Source organism: Curtobacterium sp. MCBD17_040, from assembly GCF_003234805.2.
Classification (GTDB): domain Bacteria; phylum Actinomycetota; class Actinomycetes; order Actinomycetales; family Microbacteriaceae; genus Curtobacterium.
On sequence record NZ_CP126273.1, the window covers coordinates 882,683 to 905,602 of the forward strand.

The 22,920-nt window shown below is 73.3% G+C and carries 20 protein-coding genes and 1 tRNA gene; 17 read left to right on the top strand and 4 right to left on the bottom strand.

What is annotated here, in order from left to right; all coding sequences use genetic code 11:
- The first annotated feature begins 40 nt into the window (after positions 1–40).
- The 11 genes from DEI94_RS04290 to DEI94_RS04340 all read left to right on the top strand — a co-directional run bounded on the left by DEI94_RS04290 (position 41) and on the right by DEI94_RS04340 (position 11,872).
- Entirely contained in the window at positions 41–1,306 is a 1,266-nt protein-coding gene (locus DEI94_RS04290; protein ID WP_111026915.1) for a glutamate-5-semialdehyde dehydrogenase, read from the top strand.
- A 48-nt stretch (positions 1,307–1,354) separates the two neighbouring features.
- On the top strand, positions 1,355–1,561 hold the full coding sequence (locus DEI94_RS04295) for a hypothetical protein (protein ID WP_111011054.1): 207 nt from the start codon (positions 1,355–1,357) through the stop codon (positions 1,559–1,561).
- A gap of 11 nt (positions 1,562–1,572) precedes the next feature.
- The gene (gene nadD, locus DEI94_RS04300) at positions 1,573–2,172 is read left to right on the top strand and encodes a nicotinate-nucleotide adenylyltransferase (protein WP_111011055.1); all 600 of its coding nucleotides are present in this window, start codon (positions 1,573–1,575) and stop codon (positions 2,170–2,172) included.
- On the top strand, positions 2,169–3,776 hold the full coding sequence (locus DEI94_RS04305) for a hypothetical protein (protein ID WP_111026914.1): 1,608 nt from the start codon (positions 2,169–2,171) through the stop codon (positions 3,774–3,776). The genes nadD and DEI94_RS04305 overlap by 4 nt, the downstream gene beginning before the upstream one ends.
- Positions 3,777–3,905: 129 nt before the next feature.
- Positions 3,906–4,274 carry a ribosome silencing factor gene (gene rsfS, locus DEI94_RS04310; protein ID WP_111011057.1) on the top strand — a complete coding sequence of 123 codons (369 nt, stop codon included), beginning with the start codon at positions 3,906–3,908 and terminating at the stop codon, positions 4,272–4,274.
- A gap of 69 nt (positions 4,275–4,343) precedes the next feature.
- Positions 4,344–4,419, top strand: a tRNA-Ala gene (locus tag DEI94_RS04315).
- A gap of 104 nt (positions 4,420–4,523) precedes the next feature.
- Complete coding sequence (locus tag DEI94_RS04320; protein ID WP_181441822.1) at positions 4,524–5,483, top strand: aldose 1-epimerase family protein; 960 nt, start codon at positions 4,524–4,526, stop codon at positions 5,481–5,483.
- Positions 5,484–5,556: 73 nt separating this feature from the next.
- Entirely contained in the window at positions 5,557–5,889 is a 333-nt protein-coding gene (locus DEI94_RS04325) for a hypothetical protein (protein WP_111026912.1), read from the top strand.
- A 78-nt stretch (positions 5,890–5,967) separates the two neighbouring features.
- Positions 5,968–6,825 carry a DnaE2-dependent mutagenesis accessory factor ImuA' gene (imuA', locus tag DEI94_RS04330; RefSeq protein WP_181441821.1) on the top strand — a complete coding sequence of 286 codons (858 nt, stop codon included), beginning with the start codon at positions 5,968–5,970 and terminating at the stop codon, positions 6,823–6,825.
- Complete coding sequence (locus DEI94_RS04335) at positions 6,822–8,435, top strand: DNA polymerase Y family protein (protein ID WP_309147135.1); 1,614 nt, start codon at positions 6,822–6,824, stop codon at positions 8,433–8,435. The genes imuA' and DEI94_RS04335 overlap by 4 nt, the downstream gene beginning before the upstream one ends.
- A complete protein-coding gene (locus DEI94_RS04340; RefSeq protein WP_111026941.1) occupies positions 8,435–11,872 on the top strand; it encodes an error-prone DNA polymerase in 3,438 nt (1,145 codons plus the stop codon). The genes DEI94_RS04335 and DEI94_RS04340 overlap by 1 nt, the downstream gene beginning before the upstream one ends.
- Before the next feature lie 38 nt (positions 11,873–11,910).
- On the opposite strand, the gene DEI94_RS04345 is transcribed toward DEI94_RS04340, so the two are convergent.
- Complete coding sequence (locus tag DEI94_RS04345) at positions 11,911–13,338, bottom strand: sensor histidine kinase (protein ID WP_111011060.1); 1,428 nt, start codon at positions 13,336–13,338, stop codon at positions 11,911–11,913.
- A 16-nt stretch (positions 13,339–13,354) separates the two neighbouring features.
- A complete protein-coding gene (locus DEI94_RS04350) occupies positions 13,355–14,113 on the bottom strand; it encodes a response regulator transcription factor (protein WP_258378017.1) in 759 nt (252 codons plus the stop codon).
- 221 nt (positions 14,114–14,334) lie between these two features.
- Between DEI94_RS04350 and DEI94_RS04355 the strand changes: the two genes are divergently transcribed.
- The gene (locus DEI94_RS04355; protein ID WP_146249501.1) at positions 14,335–14,754 is read left to right on the top strand and encodes a hypothetical protein; all 420 of its coding nucleotides are present in this window, start codon (positions 14,335–14,337) and stop codon (positions 14,752–14,754) included.
- A 21-nt stretch (positions 14,755–14,775) separates the two neighbouring features.
- On the opposite strand, the gene DEI94_RS04360 is transcribed toward DEI94_RS04355, so the two are convergent.
- A complete protein-coding gene (locus DEI94_RS04360; RefSeq protein ID WP_111026910.1) occupies positions 14,776–15,807 on the bottom strand; it encodes an FUSC family protein in 1,032 nt (343 codons plus the stop codon).
- A gap of 82 nt (positions 15,808–15,889) precedes the next feature.
- On the opposite strand from DEI94_RS04360, the gene DEI94_RS04365 reads away from it, so the two are divergent.
- Positions 15,890–17,122 (top strand): phosphotransferase enzyme family protein, encoded by a 1,233-nt coding sequence (locus DEI94_RS04365; RefSeq protein WP_111026909.1) that lies wholly within the window; start codon positions 15,890–15,892, stop codon positions 17,120–17,122.
- A 379-nt stretch (positions 17,123–17,501) separates the two neighbouring features.
- Entirely contained in the window at positions 17,502–19,631 is a 2,130-nt protein-coding gene (locus tag DEI94_RS04370; protein ID WP_111011065.1) for a DEAD/DEAH box helicase, read from the top strand.
- Between the two features lie 149 nt (positions 19,632–19,780).
- Here DEI94_RS04370 and DEI94_RS04375 read toward each other — a convergent pair whose 3' ends face one another.
- Positions 19,781–20,053, bottom strand: a complete 273-nt coding sequence (locus tag DEI94_RS04375) for a mycoredoxin (protein ID WP_111026908.1) — start codon at positions 20,051–20,053, stop codon at positions 19,781–19,783.
- 124 nt (positions 20,054–20,177) lie between these two features.
- Here DEI94_RS04375 and DEI94_RS04380 point away from each other — a divergent pair, with 124 nt between their 5' ends.
- Genes DEI94_RS04380 through DEI94_RS04390 form a run of 3 tightly spaced genes read left to right on the top strand, consistent with a single transcriptional unit; the run spans position 20,178 to position 22,896 of the window.
- The gene (locus DEI94_RS04380) at positions 20,178–20,516 is read left to right on the top strand and encodes a PadR family transcriptional regulator (RefSeq protein ID WP_111011067.1); all 339 of its coding nucleotides are present in this window, start codon (positions 20,178–20,180) and stop codon (positions 20,514–20,516) included.
- On the top strand, positions 20,513–21,385 hold the full coding sequence (locus tag DEI94_RS04385; protein WP_146249500.1) for a hypothetical protein: 873 nt from the start codon (positions 20,513–20,515) through the stop codon (positions 21,383–21,385). The genes DEI94_RS04380 and DEI94_RS04385 overlap by 4 nt, the downstream gene beginning before the upstream one ends.
- A complete protein-coding gene (locus tag DEI94_RS04390; protein WP_146242919.1) occupies positions 21,382–22,896 on the top strand; it encodes a CYTH domain-containing protein in 1,515 nt (504 codons plus the stop codon). The genes DEI94_RS04385 and DEI94_RS04390 overlap by 4 nt, the downstream gene beginning before the upstream one ends.
- Positions 22,897–22,920 lie beyond the last annotated feature (24 nt).

The following is a 22,920-nucleotide window of genomic DNA, read 5'->3' on the forward strand; positions in this document are numbered from 1 at the left end:
GGCACCGCCTCCCGTCGGTCGCCCCGTCTACAATCCGGGTATGGCAACCACCGCCGTCCACCCCACGCTCGTCGACAAGCTCGTCGCTGCGCGCGCGGCCTCACCGGCCCTCGTGACGGCGACCGCCGACGTCAAGAACGCCGCGCTCGGCGCCATCGCGGCGGCCGTGCGGTCGGCCACCGACGAGATCGTCGCGGCCAACGCCCGCGACCTCGAAGCGGGGGAGCAGGGCGGGCTCGCGCCGGGCCTCCTGGACCGCCTGCGGCTGGACCCCACGCGGATCGAGGCGCTGGCGTCCGCCGTCGAGCACGTCGCCACGCTGACCGACCCCGTCGGGCAGACCGTGCGCGGCTCGACCCTGCCGAACGGACTCCAGCTGACCGAGGTCCGCGTGCCGTTCGGGGTCGTCGGGGCGATCTACGAGGCACGGCCGAACGTCACCGTGGACATCGCCAGCCTCGCGCTCAAGAGCGGCAACGCGGTCGTGCTCCGCGGCGGCTCGGCGGCCGCCCGGACGAACGCCGTGCTCGTCGAGCGCATCCAGGACGCCGTGGCCACGGTGGGGCTGCCCGGCGCGCTCGTGCAGACCATCGACGAGTTCGGCCGCGACGGCGCGACGGAGCTCATGCGAGCGCGGGGGCTGGTCGACGTCCTCGTGCCTCGCGGCAGCGCCGGCCTCATCCAGACCGTCGTCACGGAGTCGCAGGTCCCGGTGATCGAGACCGGTGCGGGCGTCGTCCACGTGTTCCTGGACGCGTCGGCGCCCGAGGACTGGTCGGTCGACATCGTGCTCAACAGCAAGGTGCAGCGTCCGAGCGTCTGCAACGCACTCGAGACGCTGCTCGTGCACCAGGACGCCGCACCGCGCCTCCTGCCCGTGGTGGCGGCGCGCCTCCTGGAGGCGGGGGTCACCCTGCGCGGTGACGACGCGACCCGCGCGCTCGTCCCGCAGGCGGTCCCCGTGACCGAGGAGGACTGGGGCACCGAATCGATGGCGCTCGACCTGTCCGTCCGGGTCGTGCCGGACCTCGACGCCGCGATCGCGCACATCGCCCGGTGGTCCACCCAGCACACGGAGTCGATCGTCACGAACGACCTCCGCAACGCGGACCGGTTCCTCGCCGAGGTCGATTCCGCAGTCGTCATGGTGAACGCCTCCACGCGGTTCACCGACGGCGGTGAGTTCGGGTTCGGGGCCGAGGTCGGGATCTCGACGCAGAAGCTGCACGCGCGAGGGCCGATGGGGCTGCCGGAGCTCACGAGCACGAAGTGGATCGTGCGCGGACACGGTCAGGTGCGCGGCTAGACTGGGGCGCGGCCACCGCCACACCCCATCGGAATGATCGGAGCGCCCATGATCCACCTGCTGCTCGCTGCCGGAGAACCCACCACGGCCGAGGTGCCCCGGTTCATCTTCCCGCTCGGTGCGGCCGCGGTGTTCACGTTCCTCGGGTTCGTGACCTGGAGCTTCCGCGACGTCGCCTACCGGCACAGCCACAAGTTCGACGCCACCCGGACCGACGAGACCGGCGTCGACGAGTTCGGCCACACGAAGATCTGACCCGCCGCCCGATGCTCGAGAGCACCGGTCGGCCGCGCATCGGTGTGATGGGCGGCACGTTCGACCCGATCCACCATGGTCACCTCGTGGCAGCGAGCGAGGTCGCGTCCTCGTTCGGCCTCGACGAGGTCGTGTTCGTCCCGACCGGCCAGCCGTACATGAAGTCCGACGTGTCGGACGCGGAGCACCGGTACCTCATGACGGTGATCGCCACCGCGTCCAACCCGATGTTCACGGTGAGCCGTGTCGACATCGACCGCCCCGGCCCCACGTACACGATCGACACCCTCCGTGACCTCCGCGACCAACGACCGGACGCCCAGTTCGTGTTCATCTCGGGCGCCGACGCCGTGGCCCAGATCCTCGACTGGAAGGACCACTCCGAACTCTGGGACCTCGCCCACTTCGTTGCTGTGACTCGGCCGGGACATGACCTGACCGTCACCGGATTGCCGGAGCGGGACGTAAGCTTGCTCGAGGTACCGGCACTGGCGATCTCGTCGACCGACTGCCGAAGCCGCGTGGGCCGAGGACATCCCGTGTGGTACTTGGTCCCGGACGGCGTCGTCCAGTACATCACCAAGCACCATCTGTATCGGAGCGTCGCATGAGTTCGTCCGACTCGCAGCCGCCCCTCACGCGGCGTCAGGCCCGAGAGCGCGAGCGTGCCGCCGAGACCGGTGCTCAGCCCGTGACGCCGGAGGCCGCCGTGGCCGCCGGCGTTCCCGCATCCGTCGCCTCTGCGGCCGATGGCCCGCGCAGCGTCGCGGTACCCTCGGCACCGCCCGCCGCCCCGACCGACCTGCCGCGCCGGCGTCCGGGTTCGCACGTCGCTCCCGCCGCGTCCGCACCAGCACAGGCCGCCGCGGTGCCGGTGCCGGGTGGTGTCGCCGATCAGGGCGCCGCGGAGCCCACGCAGCGCGCGGCCGTCCAACCGTCCCGCGCCGACGATGCCGCCCCGCCCGCATCGGCCACCGAGATCGTCCCCGGCACCGGCATGACGCGGCGTCAGCTCCGCGCCCTGCGTGAGGCCGAGCAGCACCGTGACCAGGCACCCGTCCCGCTCCGGACGCCGTCACCCCAGTCGTCCGACCGCACCGTGGCGGACGTCCTCGGCGACGTCGCCGCGCTCGAGGGCCAGCGCATCGCCGCGGAGCACGACGAGCCCGCGCCGGACGCCGCGGTCCTCCACCAGGCGACCGAGGCGGACGGTTCGCCCGACGCCATCGAGCCGCTCTCGGACGCCGTCGCCCACAGCGACGAGCCGCGGGTGCACCGGTCGACCTGGGCGCCGCCGGCACCGGAGCCGGACGCCCCGCTCCCCGAGGCCGAGCCGATCGTCGACATCGTCCCGGCCGGGGACGCCGATGCGGTGCATGACGACGAGGCTGCGGGTCGTGACGACACTGCGCGTGGCGACCGCGCTGCGCGAGGTGCCGGTGACGTCCCGGATGCCCGTGACGTCGGGGCAGCGCGCCCGCGGTCCGCGTCCGGTGCCGCCGAGGGCATCGACGCGAGCACCGACGACGTGCTCGACCCGGCCCTCCCGGCGGCCTCGACGCCGAACGTGTTCCCCCTCGACCTCTCGGACGCGGCCGGATCGCCCGCCGCGCCCACCGCGGCCGACGCTCGTACGGAAGAACGGCGTCCGGCGTCACCCGCTTCGGCGGGTCGGGCCCGTTCCGCTGCCGCGCGTGGGGGAGCGGCCCCGGAGCCGCCGGCCACGACCGGCACCATCGCGACGCCGACCGGCCACTGGTCCCGCCAGGCCGAGGCCGCGGACGAGCACCTGCACGATCCCCAGACCGGGCAGTCGCGGGCGACGCAGACGCAGACGAACGCGCTGATCCTGCCGAACTCGGCGCTCAGCGACGTCACGGGTGCCCTCAACGCCACGGGCGAGGTCATCATCACCGGGTCGATCGACCTGCCGAAGACCCTCGCCGCCACCGGGGCGCACACGCCGCACATCGACGGCGTCGAGGTCGATCGGCTGCTCGAGCAGCACGACGCCGAGACCGCGACGAACGACGCGGTCCCCGTCCGGGCGAGCCGTGCGGTGTCGAGCCACACGTCGACCCGTGCGGTCGTGCTGGCCGCGGCGAAGCCGAAGCAGTCGAAGGTCCCGACCGCGTTGGCGTACTCCGCTGCAGGGGTCGGGGTGGCCGGGGTCATCGCCGTGGTCGTGGCGATGTTCTCGCTCGGCGTCTTCTGAGGCGACCCGCCGGCGTTCGTTCGCTCTCCGCGGTGGCCGGTTCGGGCCTCCAGGCTGGTCCGTGTCGTGGGTGTCGCTTATGATCGACGGCATCGACCCCTACCCGGCGTCGAACGACCGAAGGAATCCGTGACCGCTTCCCCCCGAGCCCTCGAACTCACCCAGATCGCTGCCGCCGCGGCGGACGACAAGCAGGCCGAGGACCTCGTCGCCCTCGACGTGACGGGTCCGCTCCCACTGACCGACGTGTTCCTCCTGGCGAGTGGCCGGAACGAGCGCAACGTCCTCGCCATCGCGGACGAGGTCGAGGACCGCATGCTCCAGGCCGGTGCCAAGCCGCTCCGGCGCGAGGGGCGGAGCGAGGGTCGATGGGTCCTCCTGGACTTCGGCGACGTCGTCGTGCACGTCTTCCACGACGAGGACCGGCAGTACTACTCGCTCGAGCGCCTGTGGTCCGACTGCCCGAGCATCCCGCTCGAGGTCCCCGTCACCCACTGACCGTGGTCGGGCGGCCCTCGCAGATGGTGTACGCTTGACTGGTTGCTTCCGCGCGGGGGCAACCGACCTGGGTCTGTGGCGCAGCTGGTAGCGCACCTGCATGGCATGCAGGGGGTCAGGGGTTCGAGTCCCCTCAGATCCACCATCACGACGAAGGCCCCGCTCCGGCGGGGCCTTCGTCGTCGAGCGGGCCGTCGCTGGTCGAGATCTCGGCCGGCGGTTCGGCGGGACACCGATAGCCTGGTCGGCATGAGCGCATCGCCGCGCACCGCGGACACCTCCAGTCAGCCCCTGTCGGGGACCGAATGCTCGATCAGCGCGGGGCCGTACACGGCCACGATCGCGTCGATCGGGGCGACGCTCCGGAGCCTCCGGTACGACGGCCGTGACCTCGTCGTGCCGTTCGACGCGGACGAGGTCCGTCCGGTGTTCCGCGGCGCCGTGCTCGCGCCGTGGCCCAACCGCGTCGTGGACGGCCGGTACTCGTTCGCGGGGCAGGACCACCTGCTCGCCCTGTCCGAGCCGGAGCGTGGACACGCGTTGCACGGCCTCGTCGCGTGGGCCGACTTCGCCGTGGCTGAACGGGCCGACGACCGGGTGGTCCTCACCACCACCATCCCCGCGCAGCTCGGGTACCCGTTCCGGGTCGAGGTCGCGGTCACCCACCAGGTCGACGAGCAGGGCCTGCACACGACGATCACGGGGACGAACACCGGCCCCGACGCGGCGCCCTGGGGGACCGGGCCGCACCCGTACCTCGTCGCAGGCCCCGGGCACGTCGACGACTGGACCCTGCACCTGCCGGCGCAGCAGGTGCTCGAGGTGACGCCGGACCGACTGGTCCCGACGGCGTTGTCCCCGGTGGCGGACGTCGACGACGGTGTGTTCGACCTCCGGGTGCCGGAGCGGATCGGCTCGCGGTTCATCGACCATGCCTTCACCGGGTTCGACCGTGACGCGGACGGCACGGCGACCGTGCGGGTGACCGCCGCCGACGGCTCTGGCGTGCGGATGACCTTCGGCCCGGAGTGCCCCTGGGTGCAGGTGCACACCGCGGACCACGTCGTGCCCGAGTACCACCGTGTCGGCCTGGCGGTCGAACCGATGACCTGCGCCCCGGATGCGTTCAACGCCGGAGCCGAGCGGGGCCTCCTGGTCGTCGAACCGGGGGAGTCGGCCACGGCCTCCTGGACGATCACCGCGGTCTGACCGGGCGCGGAGGCGCCACGGCGACTCCGTTGGCGTGTCGTGGACGAGCGACGTACACTGCCGATTCGAACACGTGTTCGATGATCGGGAGGCGGTGGTCGCGGTGCCGGTGCGCGAGGCGCGAGTGGTGCGGGTGGGCACGACGACGGCTGGCGTGCCCCGAGATCTCCTGTGGGACGGTGTCCGCTACCACGTGACCGACCGGCCGACCCGGTGGCGGGGCCGCCCGGACGAGTGGGACTTCGGACCGGGCGGCGGGGATGACGGTGCCCGCGATGCCCGGAACGACGGGCTTCCCGCGCTGTGGCGGTTCCAGGCCACGCCGCTCGATGCCGATGCGCCGAGCGTCGTCGTCGACGTCATCGGGACTGGTGGGGGCTGGGTGCTCCTCGGCGTCGTCCGGTAACGGGGCCGTGTCCACCGTCGTGCGACGACGATCCGGCGTCCACAGCGGATGTCGGACCCGGTTGACATGATCGAACACATGTTCGAACATGGGGCGATGCAGACGGCGGCGGCTCTCCTCGGAGAGCGGGGCGATCGGACACCGGCACCCGGTGCCCATGGTGCACGCGCGGTCCGACAACCGGACCACGTGGCCGAGGCGCGGGCGGCGCTGGAGCGCATCACGAGCCTCCGCTCCCGGATCGCGGACATGGAGGACACGCGGGTCGACACCGGTGCGCTCCCGACGTCGCCTGCGCTCGCGCCGCTCCTACCGGGTGGCGCACTCCGGTCGGGGGCGGCCTACAGCGTGCACGAGTCGGTGCTGCTGGCGATGACCATGCTCCAGGCGGCGTCGGCGTCCGGCGCATGGTGCGCCGTGGTCGGTGTGCCGTCCTTCGGGGTCGAGGCCGCCGCGGCCGCCGGGATCGACCTGGAGCGGCTCGTGCTCGTGCCCGACCCGGGCGACCAGTGGCTGACGGTCACCGCGGCGCTGGCCGACGTCGCGACGATCGTGCTGACCCGACCGCTCGGGCGCGTCACCCCGGGCGACGTCGCTCGCCTCGGGGCACGGCTCCGGCAGCGGGGTGCCGCCCTCGTCGCGCTCGGCAGCTGGCCCGGTGCCGAGGCCTCGCTCCGGGTCACCGACTCCTCGTGGCAGGGCATCGGACGCGGGTTCGGGTACCTGTCGGAACGGCGGGCAACGGTCGTGGCGACCACTCGGGCCGGCGCTGGACGCCCACGCAGCGCCGAACTCCTGCTCCCCGCAGCGGACGGGACGGTCCAGCCGTCGGTGTCGGCGACCGCGAGCGGTGATCCGACCGGTACCCGGTCCCCGGTGGTCGTCACGACGGCCGGCGGAGACCGGGGAGCGCGTCCCGTGGCGGTGGCGTCGTGACCGGTGGAACGGTGGCCCTCGGGGCGGGGAGTCCGCCCGTCGAGGCCCCGCCCACCCGCACGATGGTCCTGTGGTGCCCGGACTGGCCCGTCCTCGCCGCTGCGGTGGCGTCCGGGGCGGACCCCGAGCGGCCGATCGCCCTCGTGGCCAAGGGGCTCGTGTACGCCTGTTCCGCGGCCGCTCGTCACGAGGGCGTCCTCCGTGGGCTGCGCATCCGCGAGGCCCAGGCCCGGTGCACGACGCTCGTGGTCCAGCAGTACGACGAGGCCCTCGACCACCGGGCGTTCGAGCCCGTCATCCGTGCGGTCGAGGGTGCCGTGCCCGGCGTGCACGTCCTGCGCCCGGGAACGCTCGCGATCCGCTCCCGGGGGCCGGCCCGCTACTACGGCGGGGAGCACCCGGCAGCGCTGACGCTCGCGGGCATCGCGGCCGACCACGGGGCGCCGGGCGTGCGGGTCGGCATCGCGGACACCCCGTTCGCGGCGGAGCAGGCGGCACGTGCCCGGACACGCGATGTCGAGCGGGTCCGCATCGTCCCCGAGGGTGCGTCGGCGGACTTCCTGGCACCGCTGCCGTTGTCGGTCCTCGGTCGCGACGACCTCGCGATGGTGCTCGGGCGGCTCGGGATCACGACGCTCGGTGCGTTCGCGCAGCTCACGGACGAGCAGGTGCGGGACCGGTTCGGGCCGGAGGGTGCGTTCCTGCACCGGCTCGCCGGAGGCCGTGACCCACGTGCGGTCACCGCCCGCGACGTCCCACCGGACCTGACCGTCGACGCCGCGTTCGAACCCCCGCTCGACCGTGCCGACCAGGTGGCGTTCGCGTTCCGTCGGTCCGCCGACACCTTCGCCGAGCGGCTCCGTGCGGCGGAGCTCGTGGCCACGACGATCCGCATCGAGATCACCGACGACCGTGGCGTCTGCCTCGACCGCACCTGGGCCCATCCGCGGTGGTTCGACCCCGCCGACGTCGTCGACCGCGTGCGGTGGCAGCTGCAGGGCGGTACGGACCCCACCGGGCTCGAGGCCCCCGTCGCCCACGTCCGGCTCGAGGCCGAGGCGGTCGACGCGGTCACGAACCACGAGCGTGGACTCTGGGGTTCCGGGCCGGACGAGCGGGTGCACCACGGCCTCGCCCGGATCCAGGGCATGGTCGGACACGACGGGGTCGTCACGGCACGCATCGCCGGCGGTCGGACCCTGGCGGAGCGCACGCTGTTCGTGCCGTGGGGGGACACCCCGGCAGGGGGCGAGCGCGCGGTCGCGGTCGCCCGTGCACGCCCGTGGCCCGGTCGGCTGCCCGGGCCCGCACCCGCGACGGTCCTCGACCGTCCTCGGCCCGTGGACGTCGTCGCCGCCGACGGCACCCCGGTCGACGTCGACGGGCGCAGCATCCTGACCGGTGAGCCGGACCGGTTCCGCGCCGAGGGGGACCGGGGCGGACGCTTCAGTGCGGTGGCCGCATGGGCGGGGCCATGGCCGCTCGTCGTGCGCTGGTGGGAGGCCGGGGGTCGCCGCCTGCACCGGATGCAGCTCGTCGACGCCGAGGGGCGCGCATGGACCGTCGTCCTGGCGGACGGCCGGTGGTGGGCCGAGGCGGTGGCGACCTGATGGGGTACAACAACCCACCGATCCCGTGGTCGGAGTTCGAGCGTGCGCTGTCGGACAAGCGCAGTCCCGGGGCAGCGCCTCCCGGTGACGGCGGTGACAGCCCGGCGTGGTCGCGCAAACGCGTCCCGTACACACCGGCGCCGGCCTCGATCGTGGACGACGGCCTGACGGTGCCGTACGCGGAGCTGCACGCGCACTCGACCTTCAGCTTCCTCGACGGTGCGAGCCCACCGGAGCACCTGTTCGAGGAAGCCGCACGCCTGCACCTGCACGGCCTCGCACTCACCGACCACGACGGCCTCTACGGGGCGGCGCGGATGGCCGAGGTCGCCGAGACCCACTCCGACATCCGGACGGTGTACGGCGCGGAACTCTCCATCGGCCTGTCCGAACCGCAGAACGGCGTCGCCGACCCCGAGGGCACACATCTGCTCGTCCTCGCACGCGGGCAAGCGGGCTACCACCGACTGGCCGCCGCCATGACGAGCGCACACCTGTCGCCCGGTGCGGAGAAGGGCCGGCCCCGGTACGACCTCGACGACCTCGCAGAGCGGGCCGGTGACGCCTGGCACGTGCTCACGGGGTGCCGCAAGGGGACCGTCCGCGCCGCCCTCGAGACCGGGGGTGAGGACGCCGCCGAGCGGGCACTGCGGGACCTGCTCGACCGGTTCGGGCGCGAGCACGTCACCGTCGAGCTCATCGACCAGGGCGACCCGATGGACACGGCCCGCAACGACCTCCTGGCCGGACTGGCCGGGCGGTTCCGGTTGCCCGTCGTGGCCACCGGGAACGTGCACTACGCCACCCCGGACCGGTTCCGGGTCGCCACGGCGCTCGCGGCTGTCCGGGCACGCCGCAGCCTCGACGAACTCGACGGCTGGCTCCCCGCCGCCGACACGGCGCACCTGCGGTCCGGGGCCGAGATGAGCCGTCGGTTCGCCCGGTACCCCGGCGCCGTGGCGCGGAGTGTGGAGCTCGCCGACGACCTGTCGTTCCGGTTGCGGAGTGCCGCGCCGGGCCTCCCGGACCTCGACGTGCCCGACGGGCACACGCCCATGTCGTGGCTCCGCGACCTCGTCTGGCAGGGCGCCCGGCGGTTCTACCCGGGCTCGGCCGACGGGGTCGACCCGGTCAAGCGTGACCGCATCGAGCGTGAGCTGCACGTGATACAGGAGAAGGACTTCCCCGGGTACTTCTTGATCGTGCGGGATCTCGTGCAGTACGCGCGCAGTCGGGGGATCCTCTGCCAGGGCCGTGGGTCCGCCGCGAACTCGGCGGTCTGCTACCTGCTCGAGATCACGGCGGTCGACTCGATCCGGTACGGGCTGCCGTTCGAACGGTTCCTCTCGAGCATGCGCGACGAGGAGCCCGACATCGACGTCGACTTCGACTCCGACCGCCGCGAAGAAGTCATCCAGTACGTCTACGCCAAGTACGGCCGGTTCAACGCGGCGCAGGTCGCGAACGTGATCACCTACCGTCCGAAGGCCGCGGTGCGCGACATGGCGAAGGCGCTCGGGCACAGCCCGGGACAGCAGGACGCCTGGTCCAAGCAGGTGGAACGGTGGGGGTCGGTCACCGAGAGCACGGAGCACGACATCCCGGACGAGGTCGTCGGACTCGCGCGCGAGGTCCTCGGGTTCCCCCGGCACCTCGGCATCCACTCGGGCGGCATGGTGCTCACCGACCGACCCGTCGGCGAGGTCGTCCCCATCGAGCACGCCCGCATGGACGGCCGGACGGTCCTGCAGTGGGACAAGGACGACTGCGCCTTCATGGGGCTCGTCAAGTTCGACATGCTCGGCCTCGGCATGCTCGCGGCGCTGCAGTACGCGTTCGACCTCGCGGCCGAACACTGCGGTGAGCGCTGGGACATGCACGACATGCCGAAAGAGGAGCAGGGCGTCTACGACCAGCTGTGCCGGGCCGACACCGTCGGGGTGTTCCAGGTCGAGTCCCGGGCGCAGATGGGCACCCTGCCCCGGTTGTTACCGCGGCGGTTCTACGACCTCGTGATCGAGGTCGCGCTCGTGCGTCCCGGGCCGATCCAGGGCGGTGCCGTCCACCCCTACATCCGGCGGCGGACCGGGGAGGAGCCGATCACCTACCTGCATCCGGCACTCGAGCCGGTGCTCGAGCGCACCCTCGGGGTGCCGCTGTTCCAGGAGCAGCTGATGCAGATGGCGATGACCGTGGGCGGGTGCTCGGGTGAGGACGCCGACCAGCTCCGCCGCGCCATGGGGTCGAAGCGGGGGCTGGTCCGGATCGAGGCACTCCGCGACAAGCTCTACCGCGGCATGGCCTCGAACGGCATCGAGGGCGAGGACGCCGACGCCATCTACGCCAAGATCCAGGCGTTCGCGAACTTCGGCTTCGCCGAGAGCCACTCGATCAGCTTCGCGCTCATCGTCTACGCGAGTGCATGGATGCGGTTGCACTACCCGGGCGCGTTCCTGGCGGCACTGCTCCGGGCGCAGCCGATGGGGTTCTACTCGCCGCAGTCGCTCGTCGCGGACGCCCGACGCCACGGAGTGCAGGTGCGGCGCCCGGACATCCTGCGGTCGGGGGTCGACGCCACGCTCGAGGTCCTCGATCCCGACGCACCGCTCGGCGACGACGGGCTGCCGCCACGGACCGGTTCGGACACCTGCCTGGCCCAGGAACAGGAGCCCGTCCGGCCGTTCGACCGGAGCACACCGTTCGACACGGACGACCACCGACGCGACGGTGCCTTCGCGGTCCGTCTCGGCCTGGTCGAGGTCACGTCCCTCGGCCGACGCAGTGCGGAGCGGATCGTCGCGGAGCGCGAGGCGAACGGCCCGTTCCGGGACATGTCCGACCTGGCACGGCGGGTGGGGCTGACCACGGCGCAGCTCGAGGCGCTCGCTGCGGCGGATGCGTTCGCGTCGTTCGACATCGACCGTCGCAGCGGCATGTGGTCGGCGGCGCAGGCCGCGGCGGAACGCCCGGACCAGCTCCCCGACACGCAGGTGGTCGTGCAGCCGCCGCTGTTCGGGCAGCTCACCGACGGTGACGCCTTGATCGCGGACATCTGGTCGACGGGGCTGTCACCGGACGACCACCCGATCCGGCACGTGCGGCGGGATCTCGCCCGGCGGCGCGTGCTCAGCGTCGCGGAGCTCATGACGGCCGAGACCGGGCGGCGGATCGAGGTCGGCGGGGTCGTGACGCATCGACAGCGTCCCGCCACGGCGTCCGGGATCACCTTCATGAACGTCGAGGACGAGACCGGCCTCGTGAACGTGATCTGCAGCGTCGGCGTGTGGACACGGTTCCGTCGGGTCGCCCGCGAGGCACCGGCGCTCGTCGTGCGGGGGATCCTCGAGCGGTCACCCGACGGTGTGGTGAACGTCGTCGCGGACCACATGGAACGGTTGCCGCTCGCGGTCCGGACGCGCTCCCGCGACTTCCACTGACCGGGCGGCGAGCAGGGGGAGGGGCGAGCCGGGCGGGGTCAGACCGCGGGGACCCGCACCGTCACCTCGAGGCCGCCGGACCGGACGTTGCGGAGGCTCGCCGTGCCTCCTGCGCGCTCGGCGATGGCGCGGACGATCGCGAGTCCGAGGCCCGAGCCGCCGGGCGAGGGATGCACGGACCGTCGGGCGGCGTCGGGGCGGGTGAAGCGGTCGAACGCGACGGGGACGAACGCGTCCGGGACGCCTGGCCCGTCGTCGGTGACCTGGAGCACGCCCTGCCCTGCCTCCGCACGCCAGGTGACGACGATGCCGCCCCCGGGTTCGAGCGCGGCGACGGCGTTGCCCGCGATGTTCGTGACGAGCTGCGCCATGCCGCTCGTGTCGAGCCGGTAGCGCGGTTCGACGGTGCCGCCGCCGATGCCCGGCCCGGACCCGCCGACGGCGATCGGGGGTTCGAGCTCGAAGTCGACGGTGATGTCCTTGGCACCCGCGATGAGCCGGACGCGGTCGACGGCGGACATGACCTCGTCACCGAGGTCCGTCCAGCTCGTCGTGCGCGCCACCTCGTCGGCCTGGGCCTCGGTCTCCTCGACGCGGGACAGCGTGAGCAGGTCGTTCGCGAGCCGGGACAGCCGCGCGACGTTCTGCTTGGCGCGGTCGATGTGTCCCGCGAGCGCGTCGGCGTCGCCGGTGTCGAGCGACGCGAGGTCGAGCTGCGTCGTCAGGATCGCCAGCGGGGTCCGGAGTTCGTGGCTCGCGTCCGAGACCATCTGCCGTTCCCGTTCCGTGGCCTGCCGGGTCCGGGCGAGGAACGCGTTGAGCGTCGTCGCGAGCGAGGACAGCTCGTCCTGCGCGGGGCCGACGGGGAGCTCGGCCCGGTCGGTGGTGCCCCGGAGCCGTTCGGCCTCGCGGCGCATCTGGGCGACGGGCCGGAGCGCCACGGTCGCCAGGATCCACGACGCGATCCCGAACGCCACGAGGATCACGAGCCCGAGCACGCCGAGCGTCTCGGTGAGGTCGTCCACGACGATGCGCTCGGACTGCGCGTTGCGGGCGGCGACGACCGTCCACCGGCCGGCGTCGTTCGTGACGTGCTCGACGACGACGCGGTACTCCGAGCGGTCGACGGTGATCGACGAGGTCCGGGCGCTCGCGGTGGACAGGGATCGGATCTCGTGTTCGAAGCTCCGTGGCATGGTCGTTAACTCGAGCTGCCCGGTCGGCGACACGACGGCGACCAGCTGACCGTTGCCGGGACTCCCGAGGTCGGGCGAGCTGTCGACCTCGAGCGCGGCGATGTAGGGGTCCGCGTCGGCGACGAGCAGGGTCGTGGTGGCGCTCGCGACGACGGAGATCACCTGGAGCCGGACGACGACGACGAGCAGGACGATGACGATGGCCGCGATCGCGGTGCTGCCGATGGTGATCCGCGCGCGGAGCGACAGCAGACGGAGCGGCCGGAACACGGCGGGGAGGACCGGTTCAGGCCCCGACGCTGTCGAGGCGGTACCCGCGACCGCGCACGGTCGTGATGGCGACCGACGCGTCGTGCGCGGAGAGCTTCTTGCGGAGGTACGAGATGTACTGCTCGACGACGTTCGGGTCGACGTGCTGGCTGCCGTCCCAGACCTCCTCGAGGATCTTGGGCCGGTCCACCACGCTCCCGGCGGAGCGGGCGAGCAGCCGGAGGAGCGCGAACTCGGTCGGGCTCATCGCCACGCGTTGGCCCTGCACGACGACGCGTCGTGCCTCGGAGTCGATGGCGACGTCGGCGACCTCGATGGTCCGAGGTGCGCCAGCCACCTCGCGCCGGCCGAGGGCCCGCAGGCGCGCGGTGAGCTCGGCGAACGCGAACGGCTTCGTGAGGTAGTCGTCGGCACCGGAGTCGAGGCCGTACACGCGGTCGTCGACGGCGTCCCGCGCGGTGACGAGGAGGATCCGCATCGGGTCCTCACGCTCGCGGATGCGGCGGCTCAGCTCGAAGCCGGACATGCCGGGCATCATGACGTCGACCACGGCGAGGTCGTACGCCTGCTCGCCGAGCGCGATGAGCGCCTCCACGCCGTTCTCGACGGCGGTGACCCGGTAGCCCTCGGCCGCGAGTCCCCGTTCGAGGAGCGCGCGCATCTCGTCGTCGTCCTCCACCACCAGCAGCCGCATGTCCTGACCTCCTCGGGCCATGGTGGCACTCCGCGCTGCGGGGCGTGCGGCGTTCCCCGTGGTGTCGCTGAATCTCGTCACAGCGTCGATGCGGGCCGCCGCGCCGGTGGACGGCCGGGAGGCCCGATCCGCGTCCGCCACGTCCACTCCGCGCATCGTCGGGCGACCACTCCGCACATCCTCGGGCACACATCGCGCACGCAGCGTCCGCACGTTGCTACGCTGCGGCGACGACGTGCGCTCGGCGCCGTCGACGTCGCACCCCGGGGTGCGACGGGGGGAGCGGGAGACGAGGGGCCGTGGTGACGGGGGACGAAGCGTCGGTGGGGCCGACGGAGGACGAGCGTGTCGACGACCGGTTCGCCGGCGACCGACTCGTGGACGACGGGTGGGGGGAGGCCCTCCACCCGGCGGTCCGCCGATTACGACTCGAACTGCGCGCGGCGTGGCGGGTGATGACGGGGCTCCAGGAACTCGCGGCGCCGCACCGGGCGCGGGCGCTCGCGGACCTGCGGGCGGGCCTCCCGGACGTCGCGGGCCGAGCGGGGCGCGCCGACGCGGTCGCGGCGCTCGCGGAGATCCGGGCGGCGGCGCGCCATCACACCGGCCCGGTGGCCGACGCGGCCGTCGGGGATGCGTGGGACGAGCTCATCCGCACGGCGCTCGCCGCGGCGACCGCGACGGCGACCTGCTCGGAGCGGTGCGCGGACCCGCTGCGCTGACCGGGCCGGCGCGGCGTCGGGTCAGGCCCCCTCGCCGAGGAGTTCCTCGCGCACGCGGCGGATGTCCTCGAGCAACGACCCGATGAGGATCCAGTGGTCCTCGTTCGGCCGGAGCACGACGACCGGGGCGGTCAGCGTCGGCGAGGCGGGATCCTCGGCGATCGGCCGCTGATCGGCAGCGGCGAAGGCCCGGACCTCGGCGGCGATCCGTGCGACCTCGGTGGCGATGCGGCCGATCGCGCGGTCCTCGACGAGGTCGGGCGCGACGTTGTCCCGGATCGCCCGGGTCATCCCGATCACGCGGGTGACGATCACGGCGAGGTGCCCGGCGATCTCCATGTCGCGCTCGAGGATCGTCCGGTGGCGCCCGCCGCGCGGGTTCATCGTCAGGCTCTCCCGCGCGGCGGCCAGCGCGGCGTCGGAGCGGGCCTGCGCCTGCCGCAGCGTCCGCGCGGTGGCGAGGTCGGCCTCCCACCCGGTGCGGTCCCGGCCCTCGGTGAGTCCCACGGCGATGCGCTCGAACGCCGATGCGGTGTCCCGCGCGAGACGGGCGACCGCCAGGTGCGCGGGCTGGAGCAGCACGGGCGGCACGATGAGCGCGTTCACGGCGAGGGCGACGAGGGCGCCGATGACGGTCTCGATGATCCGGTCGACGGCGTAGTGCGGCGTGGTCGCGCCGGTCGACAGGACGAGCATCGCGCTGATCGGAATCTGCGTCGACGAACCGGGCGTGAGCCGGAGCGTCCACGCCAGGAGGATCGCCAGGACGATCACGAGCAGCACGATCCACGTGTTGTCACCGAGCAGCAGGTGGAGCGCGGTGGCGAGCAGCACGCCGAGCACCACTCCGGCGCTGCGTTCCAGGCCGCGGACGAACGACTGGTTGACGCTCGGCTGCACGACGAGCAGCGCGGCGATCGCGGCGAAGATCGGGTACTCCGAGTCGAGCAGCGCCGTGCAGAGCACCCAGGCGGCGATCGTGGCGACCGCGGTCTTGACGACCTGCAGGAACGGCGTCCGCGTCGCCTGACGGAGACGCGCGACGGGGTTCACGGTCCGAGGCTACCGAGCGCCGCTCCCGGCGTATCGATGCGGGACACGGTTGACTGGGCGCGTGTGGCCCGACCATGATCGCGTGCTCCCCGAGGCGTTCGCCGGTTCGGGGACGACGGTGCTGTCCGCGCGCGCACACTCGGTCGAGCCGTCGGGCAACGGCTACCTGTACGGCTACGAGGTCGACACCGTCGACGCCGCCGGGGCACGGGCGACGGTGCTCACCTACGTCGACACGGGCGGCGGCCACGACCAGCACTCCGCCGTCGTGCTCGACCCCGTGACCGGCGACGCCGTGTCGGTGTGGGCCTACCCGAACGACCCGGGCCTCCCGGTGTTGCCGCACGTGACCTACCGGGACGCGGTGGCGGAGCTGTTGACCGCCGCGGGCATGCCGGTCACCGCACCGACGCTCACGGTCGCGGCGTACCGACCCGGCAAACGCGCGGTGGTCCGCGTCGACTCGCCCCAGGGCACGGTGTTCCTCAAGGTCGTGCGACCACACCGCGTCACCCCGATCGTCCGGACGCACGAGCAGTTCGTGGCGGCCGGACTCCCGGTGCCGCGCGTGCTGTCGTCCCGCGGTGACGGTCTGCTGGTGCTCGAGCGCGTCCGAGGCGTCCCCGCGGGCAGTCGCATCCTCGAGATCGCGGACGATCCCCGGTTCATCGCGTCGCTCGCCGCACTGACCGGCCGGATCGCCACGGTCCGGCTGACGCAGCAGGCGCGTGCGGACGCGATGGACCACGCGGACTGGCACCGGCGCACACTCGTGTCCGCGCTGCCGGGGGAGGCCGAGGAGATCGACCGACTGTACGACGCGATCGGGCGGCGCTCGATCGGGTGGTCGACGTCCGACCGTCAGGTGGTGCACGGTGACCTGCACCTCGAGCAGATCTTCGTCGACGAGCATGAGCCGTGGCGGATCTCCGGCCTGCTCGACATCGACACCGCCGGGTGGGGGCACCCGGTCCGGGACGTCGGCGCCGTCGTCGCACACCTCGTCGTCACGGGCCTCTGGCACCGGTCGCGCGGGGACGCCGACCGGGGCGCCGCCGCCGAACGGCTCGCCGACGCGATCGCGCGGGACTGGGTGCGACGCAACCCGGACGGCGCCGAGCGCATCGGACCCGCCATCGGCTCGCAACTCCTCGCTCACGCGGGTGGCCAGGCGACGACCGGGTCGGCGAACGGGATCGCGACGGCGGAGCAGCTCCTCGCCGCGACCCGTGCCGCGCTCACCGCACCGGCGGCGACGCTGCCCGCCCCGGGGCCCGGTCTGCGGCCACGGTCCGCACCCGGTCGCGGGTCCTGAGGCGGGGCCTCCCGGGCGCCCCACATGGTGCGGGGGAGGTGCGGTGCACTAGACTGGTTGCGCACGCGCCGCACGCCGTCCCGATTCCGGGGGCGGCCCACCCGGTTCCGGGGGCGGTCACGTGTCCCGGCCCCCCGGAGTCGGGACGCGACGGCGGTGACCCGACATCCGTGCGGCGTCGCGAGCGTGTGACAGTTCATGGAGGGGCACCCACCCGGTCTCCTGATCGGTACCGGCCCGGCGCGTCGAACAGGCTCGCCCCGGGCCATGTCCGGTCGTGTCGCACGGGTGTCCGGAACGACGGCCGCGCGCGGTCCGTCACGAGACGTACCGGCGGACACCGTCGGGGACTCCCGTCGATCGGGAGACAGGAGGAGCGTTGGCTCGATCAGGCATCAGGCGAGCGGCCGGCGGCGTGCGGTCCGCACCCCGTCGCACGCGACCCGTCGACAACGAGGGGCTCATCCCCGTGCTCGCCCGCGCCGTGCGCGAGGTCGAGGCGGCGGCCCAGCGTGGGGCGCTCCGCCCCTCGAACCGCACGAAGTTCCAGGCCGTCGCACAGCTGATGCGCGAGGAGCGCGCCCGCGTCAAGGCGGACGCCGACCTGACCGACGCGCAGCGCGCCGAACAGCTCAAGCGGCTCGACGGCGTCGCCACCATCCTCGCCAAGACCGCGGCCCGCGACACGAGCGTCATCCAGCTCCTCGCCGAGGACGCCCCCGTCTCCGAGTCGACGCGGACCGTCAAGCGGGACATGATGATCGCCGCGGGCATGGAGCTCGCGCCCGAGGAGCTCGTCATCGCCGCCGAGCCGACCTCGCCGGTCGAGGCCCCGGAGCGGGCCGTCGTGCCGCAGCAGGTCGTCGCCCGGCAGCTGGCGAACCCGTTCCTCCCGCCGGACTTCTCGCTCGCCGAGGCCCCGGTCGCGCACCCGCGGCGCCTCGCGAACTGGGAGCTGTTCGGCCCGCTGTTCAAGTCGTTCGAGTACGGCGCGGGCGGGGGTGTGGCGTCGATGCCGCTCCCGGAGCCCACGACCCTCCGGACCCCCGCGGGTGCCGAGCTCATGAAGCACCAGGCGGAGCTGGTCGCGTCGGCGGCGCAGGGGCACCGCACGTTCCTGCTCGCCGACGAGCCGGGCCTCGGCAAGACGGCGCAGTCGCTCCTCGCCGCGGACGCCGCGAACGCGTTCCCGCTCCTCGTCGTGGTCCCGAACGTCGTCAAGACGAACTGGATGCGCGAGGCCCAGCGGTGGGTGCCGAACCGATCCGTCACGGTGCTGCACGGGGACGGCGAGGACATGGACGGCTTCGCCGACGTCATCGTCGTCAACTACGAGATCCTCGACCGCCACGTGGGCTGGCTCGGCGCGCTCGGGTTCCGGGGCATGGTGGTCGACGAGGCGCACTTCATCAAGAACAAGGAGTCCCAGCGCTCCCGGTTCGTGCTGCAGCTCGCCGAGCGCATCCGCGAGCGCATGGCCCGGCCGCTCCTCATGGCGCTCACCGGCACCCCGCTCATCAACAGCGTCGAGGACTTCCGGACGATCTGGCAGTTCCTCGGCTGGATCGACGACAAGAAGCCCCGCGCCGAACTCATGAACGCCCTCGAGGACATCGGGCTGACCCCGGCCGAGCCCGGCTTCTTCGTGGAGGCCCGTCGCGCCGTCATCGAGATGGGGATCGTCCGACGCCGCAAGGTCGACGTCGCGGCGGACATCCCCGCGCGCCGGATCGCGGACATCCCCGTCGAACTCGACGACGAGGTCGGCCGGTCGATCCGCGACGCCGAGCGCGAGCTGACCGCGAAGCTCGTCGCCCGCTACCACCAGGCGCTCGCCGCCCGCACCGGCCAGGCCCCGGTCGAGGGCATCGACCACAAGCTCGTCCGCCAGGTCGCGCGGTGGGAGCTCGAGGACCAGGACGCCACGACGACCGGCGAGAACGTGTTCTCGATGGTCCGGCGCATCGGTCGTGCCAAGGCCCAGCTCGCGGCGGATTACGCGGCGCAGCTCGCGTCGAACGTCGGCAAGGTCGTGTTCTTCGCCAAGCACCTCGACGTCATGGACCAGGCGGAAGAGGTCTTCGCGCGCCGTGGCCTGCGGACCGCGACCGTCCGCGGCGAGCAGTCGACGGCGCAGCGCACGGCCGAGATCGACGCCTTCGTCAACGACCCGGACGTGGCGGTGATCGTCTGCTCGCTCACCGCGGCCGGCGTCGGCCTCAACCTGCAGGTCGCGTCGAACGTCGTCCTCGCGGAGCTGTCGTGGACGAGCGCCGAGCAGACGCAGGCGATCGACCGCGTGCACCGCATCGGACAAGAGGAGCCCGTCACGGCGTGGCGGATCATCGCGGCCCAGACGATCGACACGAAGATCGCCGAGCTCATCGACAGCAAGGCCGGGCTCGCCGCGCGGGCGCTCGACGGCTCGGACGAGGAGCTCGTCGACTCGGGCGACATCCAGCTCGACGCGATGGCGGCCATGCTCACGGACGCGCTCGAGGGGCGCTGACCCCGTCGCCGGCCGCCCGCGGTCGACGCGCCCGGCGCGCGAACGGCCCCGGAGACCACTGGTCTCCGGGGCCGTTCCCGTGGGGATGGATCAGATCGCGCGTCGCCGCGGCGTCCGCGCCCACGCGCGGCCGCCGACGAGGGCGGTGCTCAGATGCGGGACTGCACCTCGGCCAGCGAGGGGTTCGTCGCCGTCGAGCCGTCCGGGAACACGAGGGTCGGGACGGTCTGGTTCCCGCCGTTCACCGCGGCCACGAGCTCGGCCGTGCCGGGGGTCTCCTCGATGTTGACCTCGATGTACGTGACACCGGCGCGGTCCATCTGGGTCTTCAGTCGCTTGCAGTAGCCGCACCAGCCGGTCGTGAACATCGTGACGGTGCCGGCGGCGGGGACGAACGCGTCCTTCGAGATCGTGTCACTCATGATGCCGACGGTAACCGGCGTGCCTGCGCGGGTATTCCTGCCGGACGCCGCCCCGGCCCTCCCGGTCGGCCCGACGGCCGCAGGACCGGTTGACACACCTATTCGACATAGGTAGGTTCGGTCCATGGAACCACTCCAGCGCGTCACCGCACCGACGCTCGACGTCCTCCAGGCCCTGCTCGCCCAGGAGGAGCCACTCTGGGGCCTCGTGCTCATCAAGACCACGGGGCGCCCGTCCGGCACGGTCTACCCGATCCTCGAGCGGCTCGAGCGCCAGGGCTGGATCACCGGGTCATGGGATGACGACCCCGACCGATCCGGCCCGCGTCGCCGCCGCTACGCGTTCACGGGGGAGGGCCGGGTCGCCGCCCGCGACCTCGTCGCGTCCGCCGACGAGCACCGGGCACGCGCCGCCGCGCGACCGTCACGGCGCACCGCGCCCGGCCGGACGGTGACCCCGTGAGCGGCCCCCGATCGTCGGCGGCTCGACACGGCGCCGAGGGCGCGTCGACCGCGCCGCACCCGCTCGCGCGAGCGGTCGTCGACCTCGCCGTCGCACTCTCGCCCGCCGACCACCGACCGGTCCGCATGGAGCAGTGGCACGCGGATCTCCGCGACGCCGCCGACCTCGACCTGCCCCGCGCCGGCCTGGCGTTCGGGGCGCTCACCACGGCGCTGTTCCACCGCCGCGCCGTCCACCGATCGACCTGGGGGGAATCCATGTCCGCACTGTCGGGGCGCGCCGCGCCGCGCACCATCCGCACGTCCTCGGCGCTCGTCGCCTTCGCCATCTGCTCGATGCTCGTCGGAGCCGGGCTGTCCGCCATGGGATCGCGCTACGACGGATCGGACTGGATCCGGGTCCTCACGGTCGTCGTCGTGGCCCTCCTCGTCGTCGTCCCGGCGCTCGCGGCCATCGGTGCCCTGCTGCTGACGGACGCGTCGACCCGCGGCCGCCAGCTCGCCGGTGTCGGGTTCGTCGTGCTCGGCGCGGCCGGACTCGCGGCCCTCGTCCTGACGTCGACGCCCGGACCCGCGTGGGCGTGGCTCGGTGGGTCGGCGGTCGCCGTGGCGGCCGGCCGCCTCGTGCTCCGCTCCAGGTCCGCGACGGACTGGTGGCTGCTCGGCATGCCCGTGATCGCGACGGCGCTCGGTTGGCCGTTGACCGAGGTCTGGAGCCTCGCGACCGTCGTGCCCTACACGGCGCTGTTCCTCGTCATGCTCCTGGCCTATGTCGTCCCCTTCCTCGGGAGCATCGCGGCGGCCGTCCTCGCCGGGCGTCTCGACGACGCTCGGGCCACCGGCGGCGGGCTGGTAGACAAGGACGTGTGAGCGACACGCACCTCGAGATCGAACGCACCTACGACCTGGCCCCGGAGGCCGAGTTGCCGGACCTGATCGGGGTCGGCGGGATCCTCCGCACCGAGCGGCAGGAGCCGTTCGAGCTCGACGCCACGTACTGGGACACCGAGCGCTTCGACCTGGTGGCCGCACACGTGACGGTCCGCCGCCGCACGGGAGGCCCCGACGCCGGCTGGCACATCAAACGCGCGGCCTCGGACACGGTCCGGCACGAACAGCACTTCCCGCTCACCGAGGACACCGACACCGTGCCCGACGCGGTGCTCGCGGCGCTGTTCGCCGAGCGCCGGGGGCGGGCGCTGCGCCCCGTGGTGCGGATCCGGACGGAACGGGCCGTGACGCGCCTCCTGGACGAGGACGGCGACCAGGTCGCCGAGCTCGCGGACGACCACGTCAGCGCCTTCCGGCTCGACCCCGACGCGCCGACCGGGCCGCGGACGTGGCGCGAGGTCGAGGTCGAGGCGGTCGAGGGCGTCGACGAGCAGGTGGCGCAGACGCTGTTCGACGGCCTCGACGCGCGGTTCGCCGAGCGTGGCGCGCAGCCGGCGGCCGTCTCCTCGAAGCTCGCCCGTGGCCTCGCGGGCGTCGACGCCCCGCGCCTCCGCACCACGGACAAGCCGGCCAAGGGCTCCGCCGCGCGCGTCCTCCGCAAGCGCGTCGCGCGGCTGCGCTCGTCGCTCGCCCGCCGGGAGGCCCGGCTCCGGTCCGGCGACACCGCCGACCTCCGCGGACTGGCCACCACGTCGCTCGGCCTGGCGGCGGTGCTCGGCGCCTATCGCGCCGCCTTCGCCGACGCGGACCTCACCGACCGCGCGGTGGCCGCCGCGGAGACGCTCGCCGATGTCGTGAGCCGTGCGGCGTCGGCCGAGTACCTCGTCGGCGACCTCCACCGGGCCGGGACGCCGGCGCAGGACGCACTCGTCGACACCCTGGCGCGCGAACGGCTCCTCGCGGCGACCCGTGAGCGTCGCGACGAGGCGGTGCGCGATACCCTCCGGTTCCTGCACACGCCGGAGTACCTCGACCTGCTCGACCTGCTCGACGACGCCGTGGAGCGACCCGAGCCGACCGCCTGGGCGCTCCGGACCCCGAAGCGGGTGGCGCAGGACGTCACGGCCGCCGAGAAGCCCGTCGTGCGCGAGCTCGTGCGCGCCGCGGTCGGTGACGACCCGGCGGACGAGACCGGCGACCGCGAGGCGACCGAACGCGCGTGGCTGGCCACGATGCGGATGCGGATCGCGATGGACGTCCTCGGGGACGAGGCCTTCCCGCATGCACTCGGCCGCCGGATCACCGTCGCGGCGGACGTCCTCACCGAGCGGGCGCAGTCCCTGCACGCGCTCGAGGAGCTCCGGCACGTCGCCGGCATCGCGACGCGCGCGGGGGAGGACACCTTCGGCTACGGCGTGCTCGCGGGCGACCGCGTGCGTCGTGCCGAGGAGTCCTACGACGACGCGGTGCAGGCCCTCTCGCGCGTCTGACCCAGCCCGTCACCCTCTCCCGCG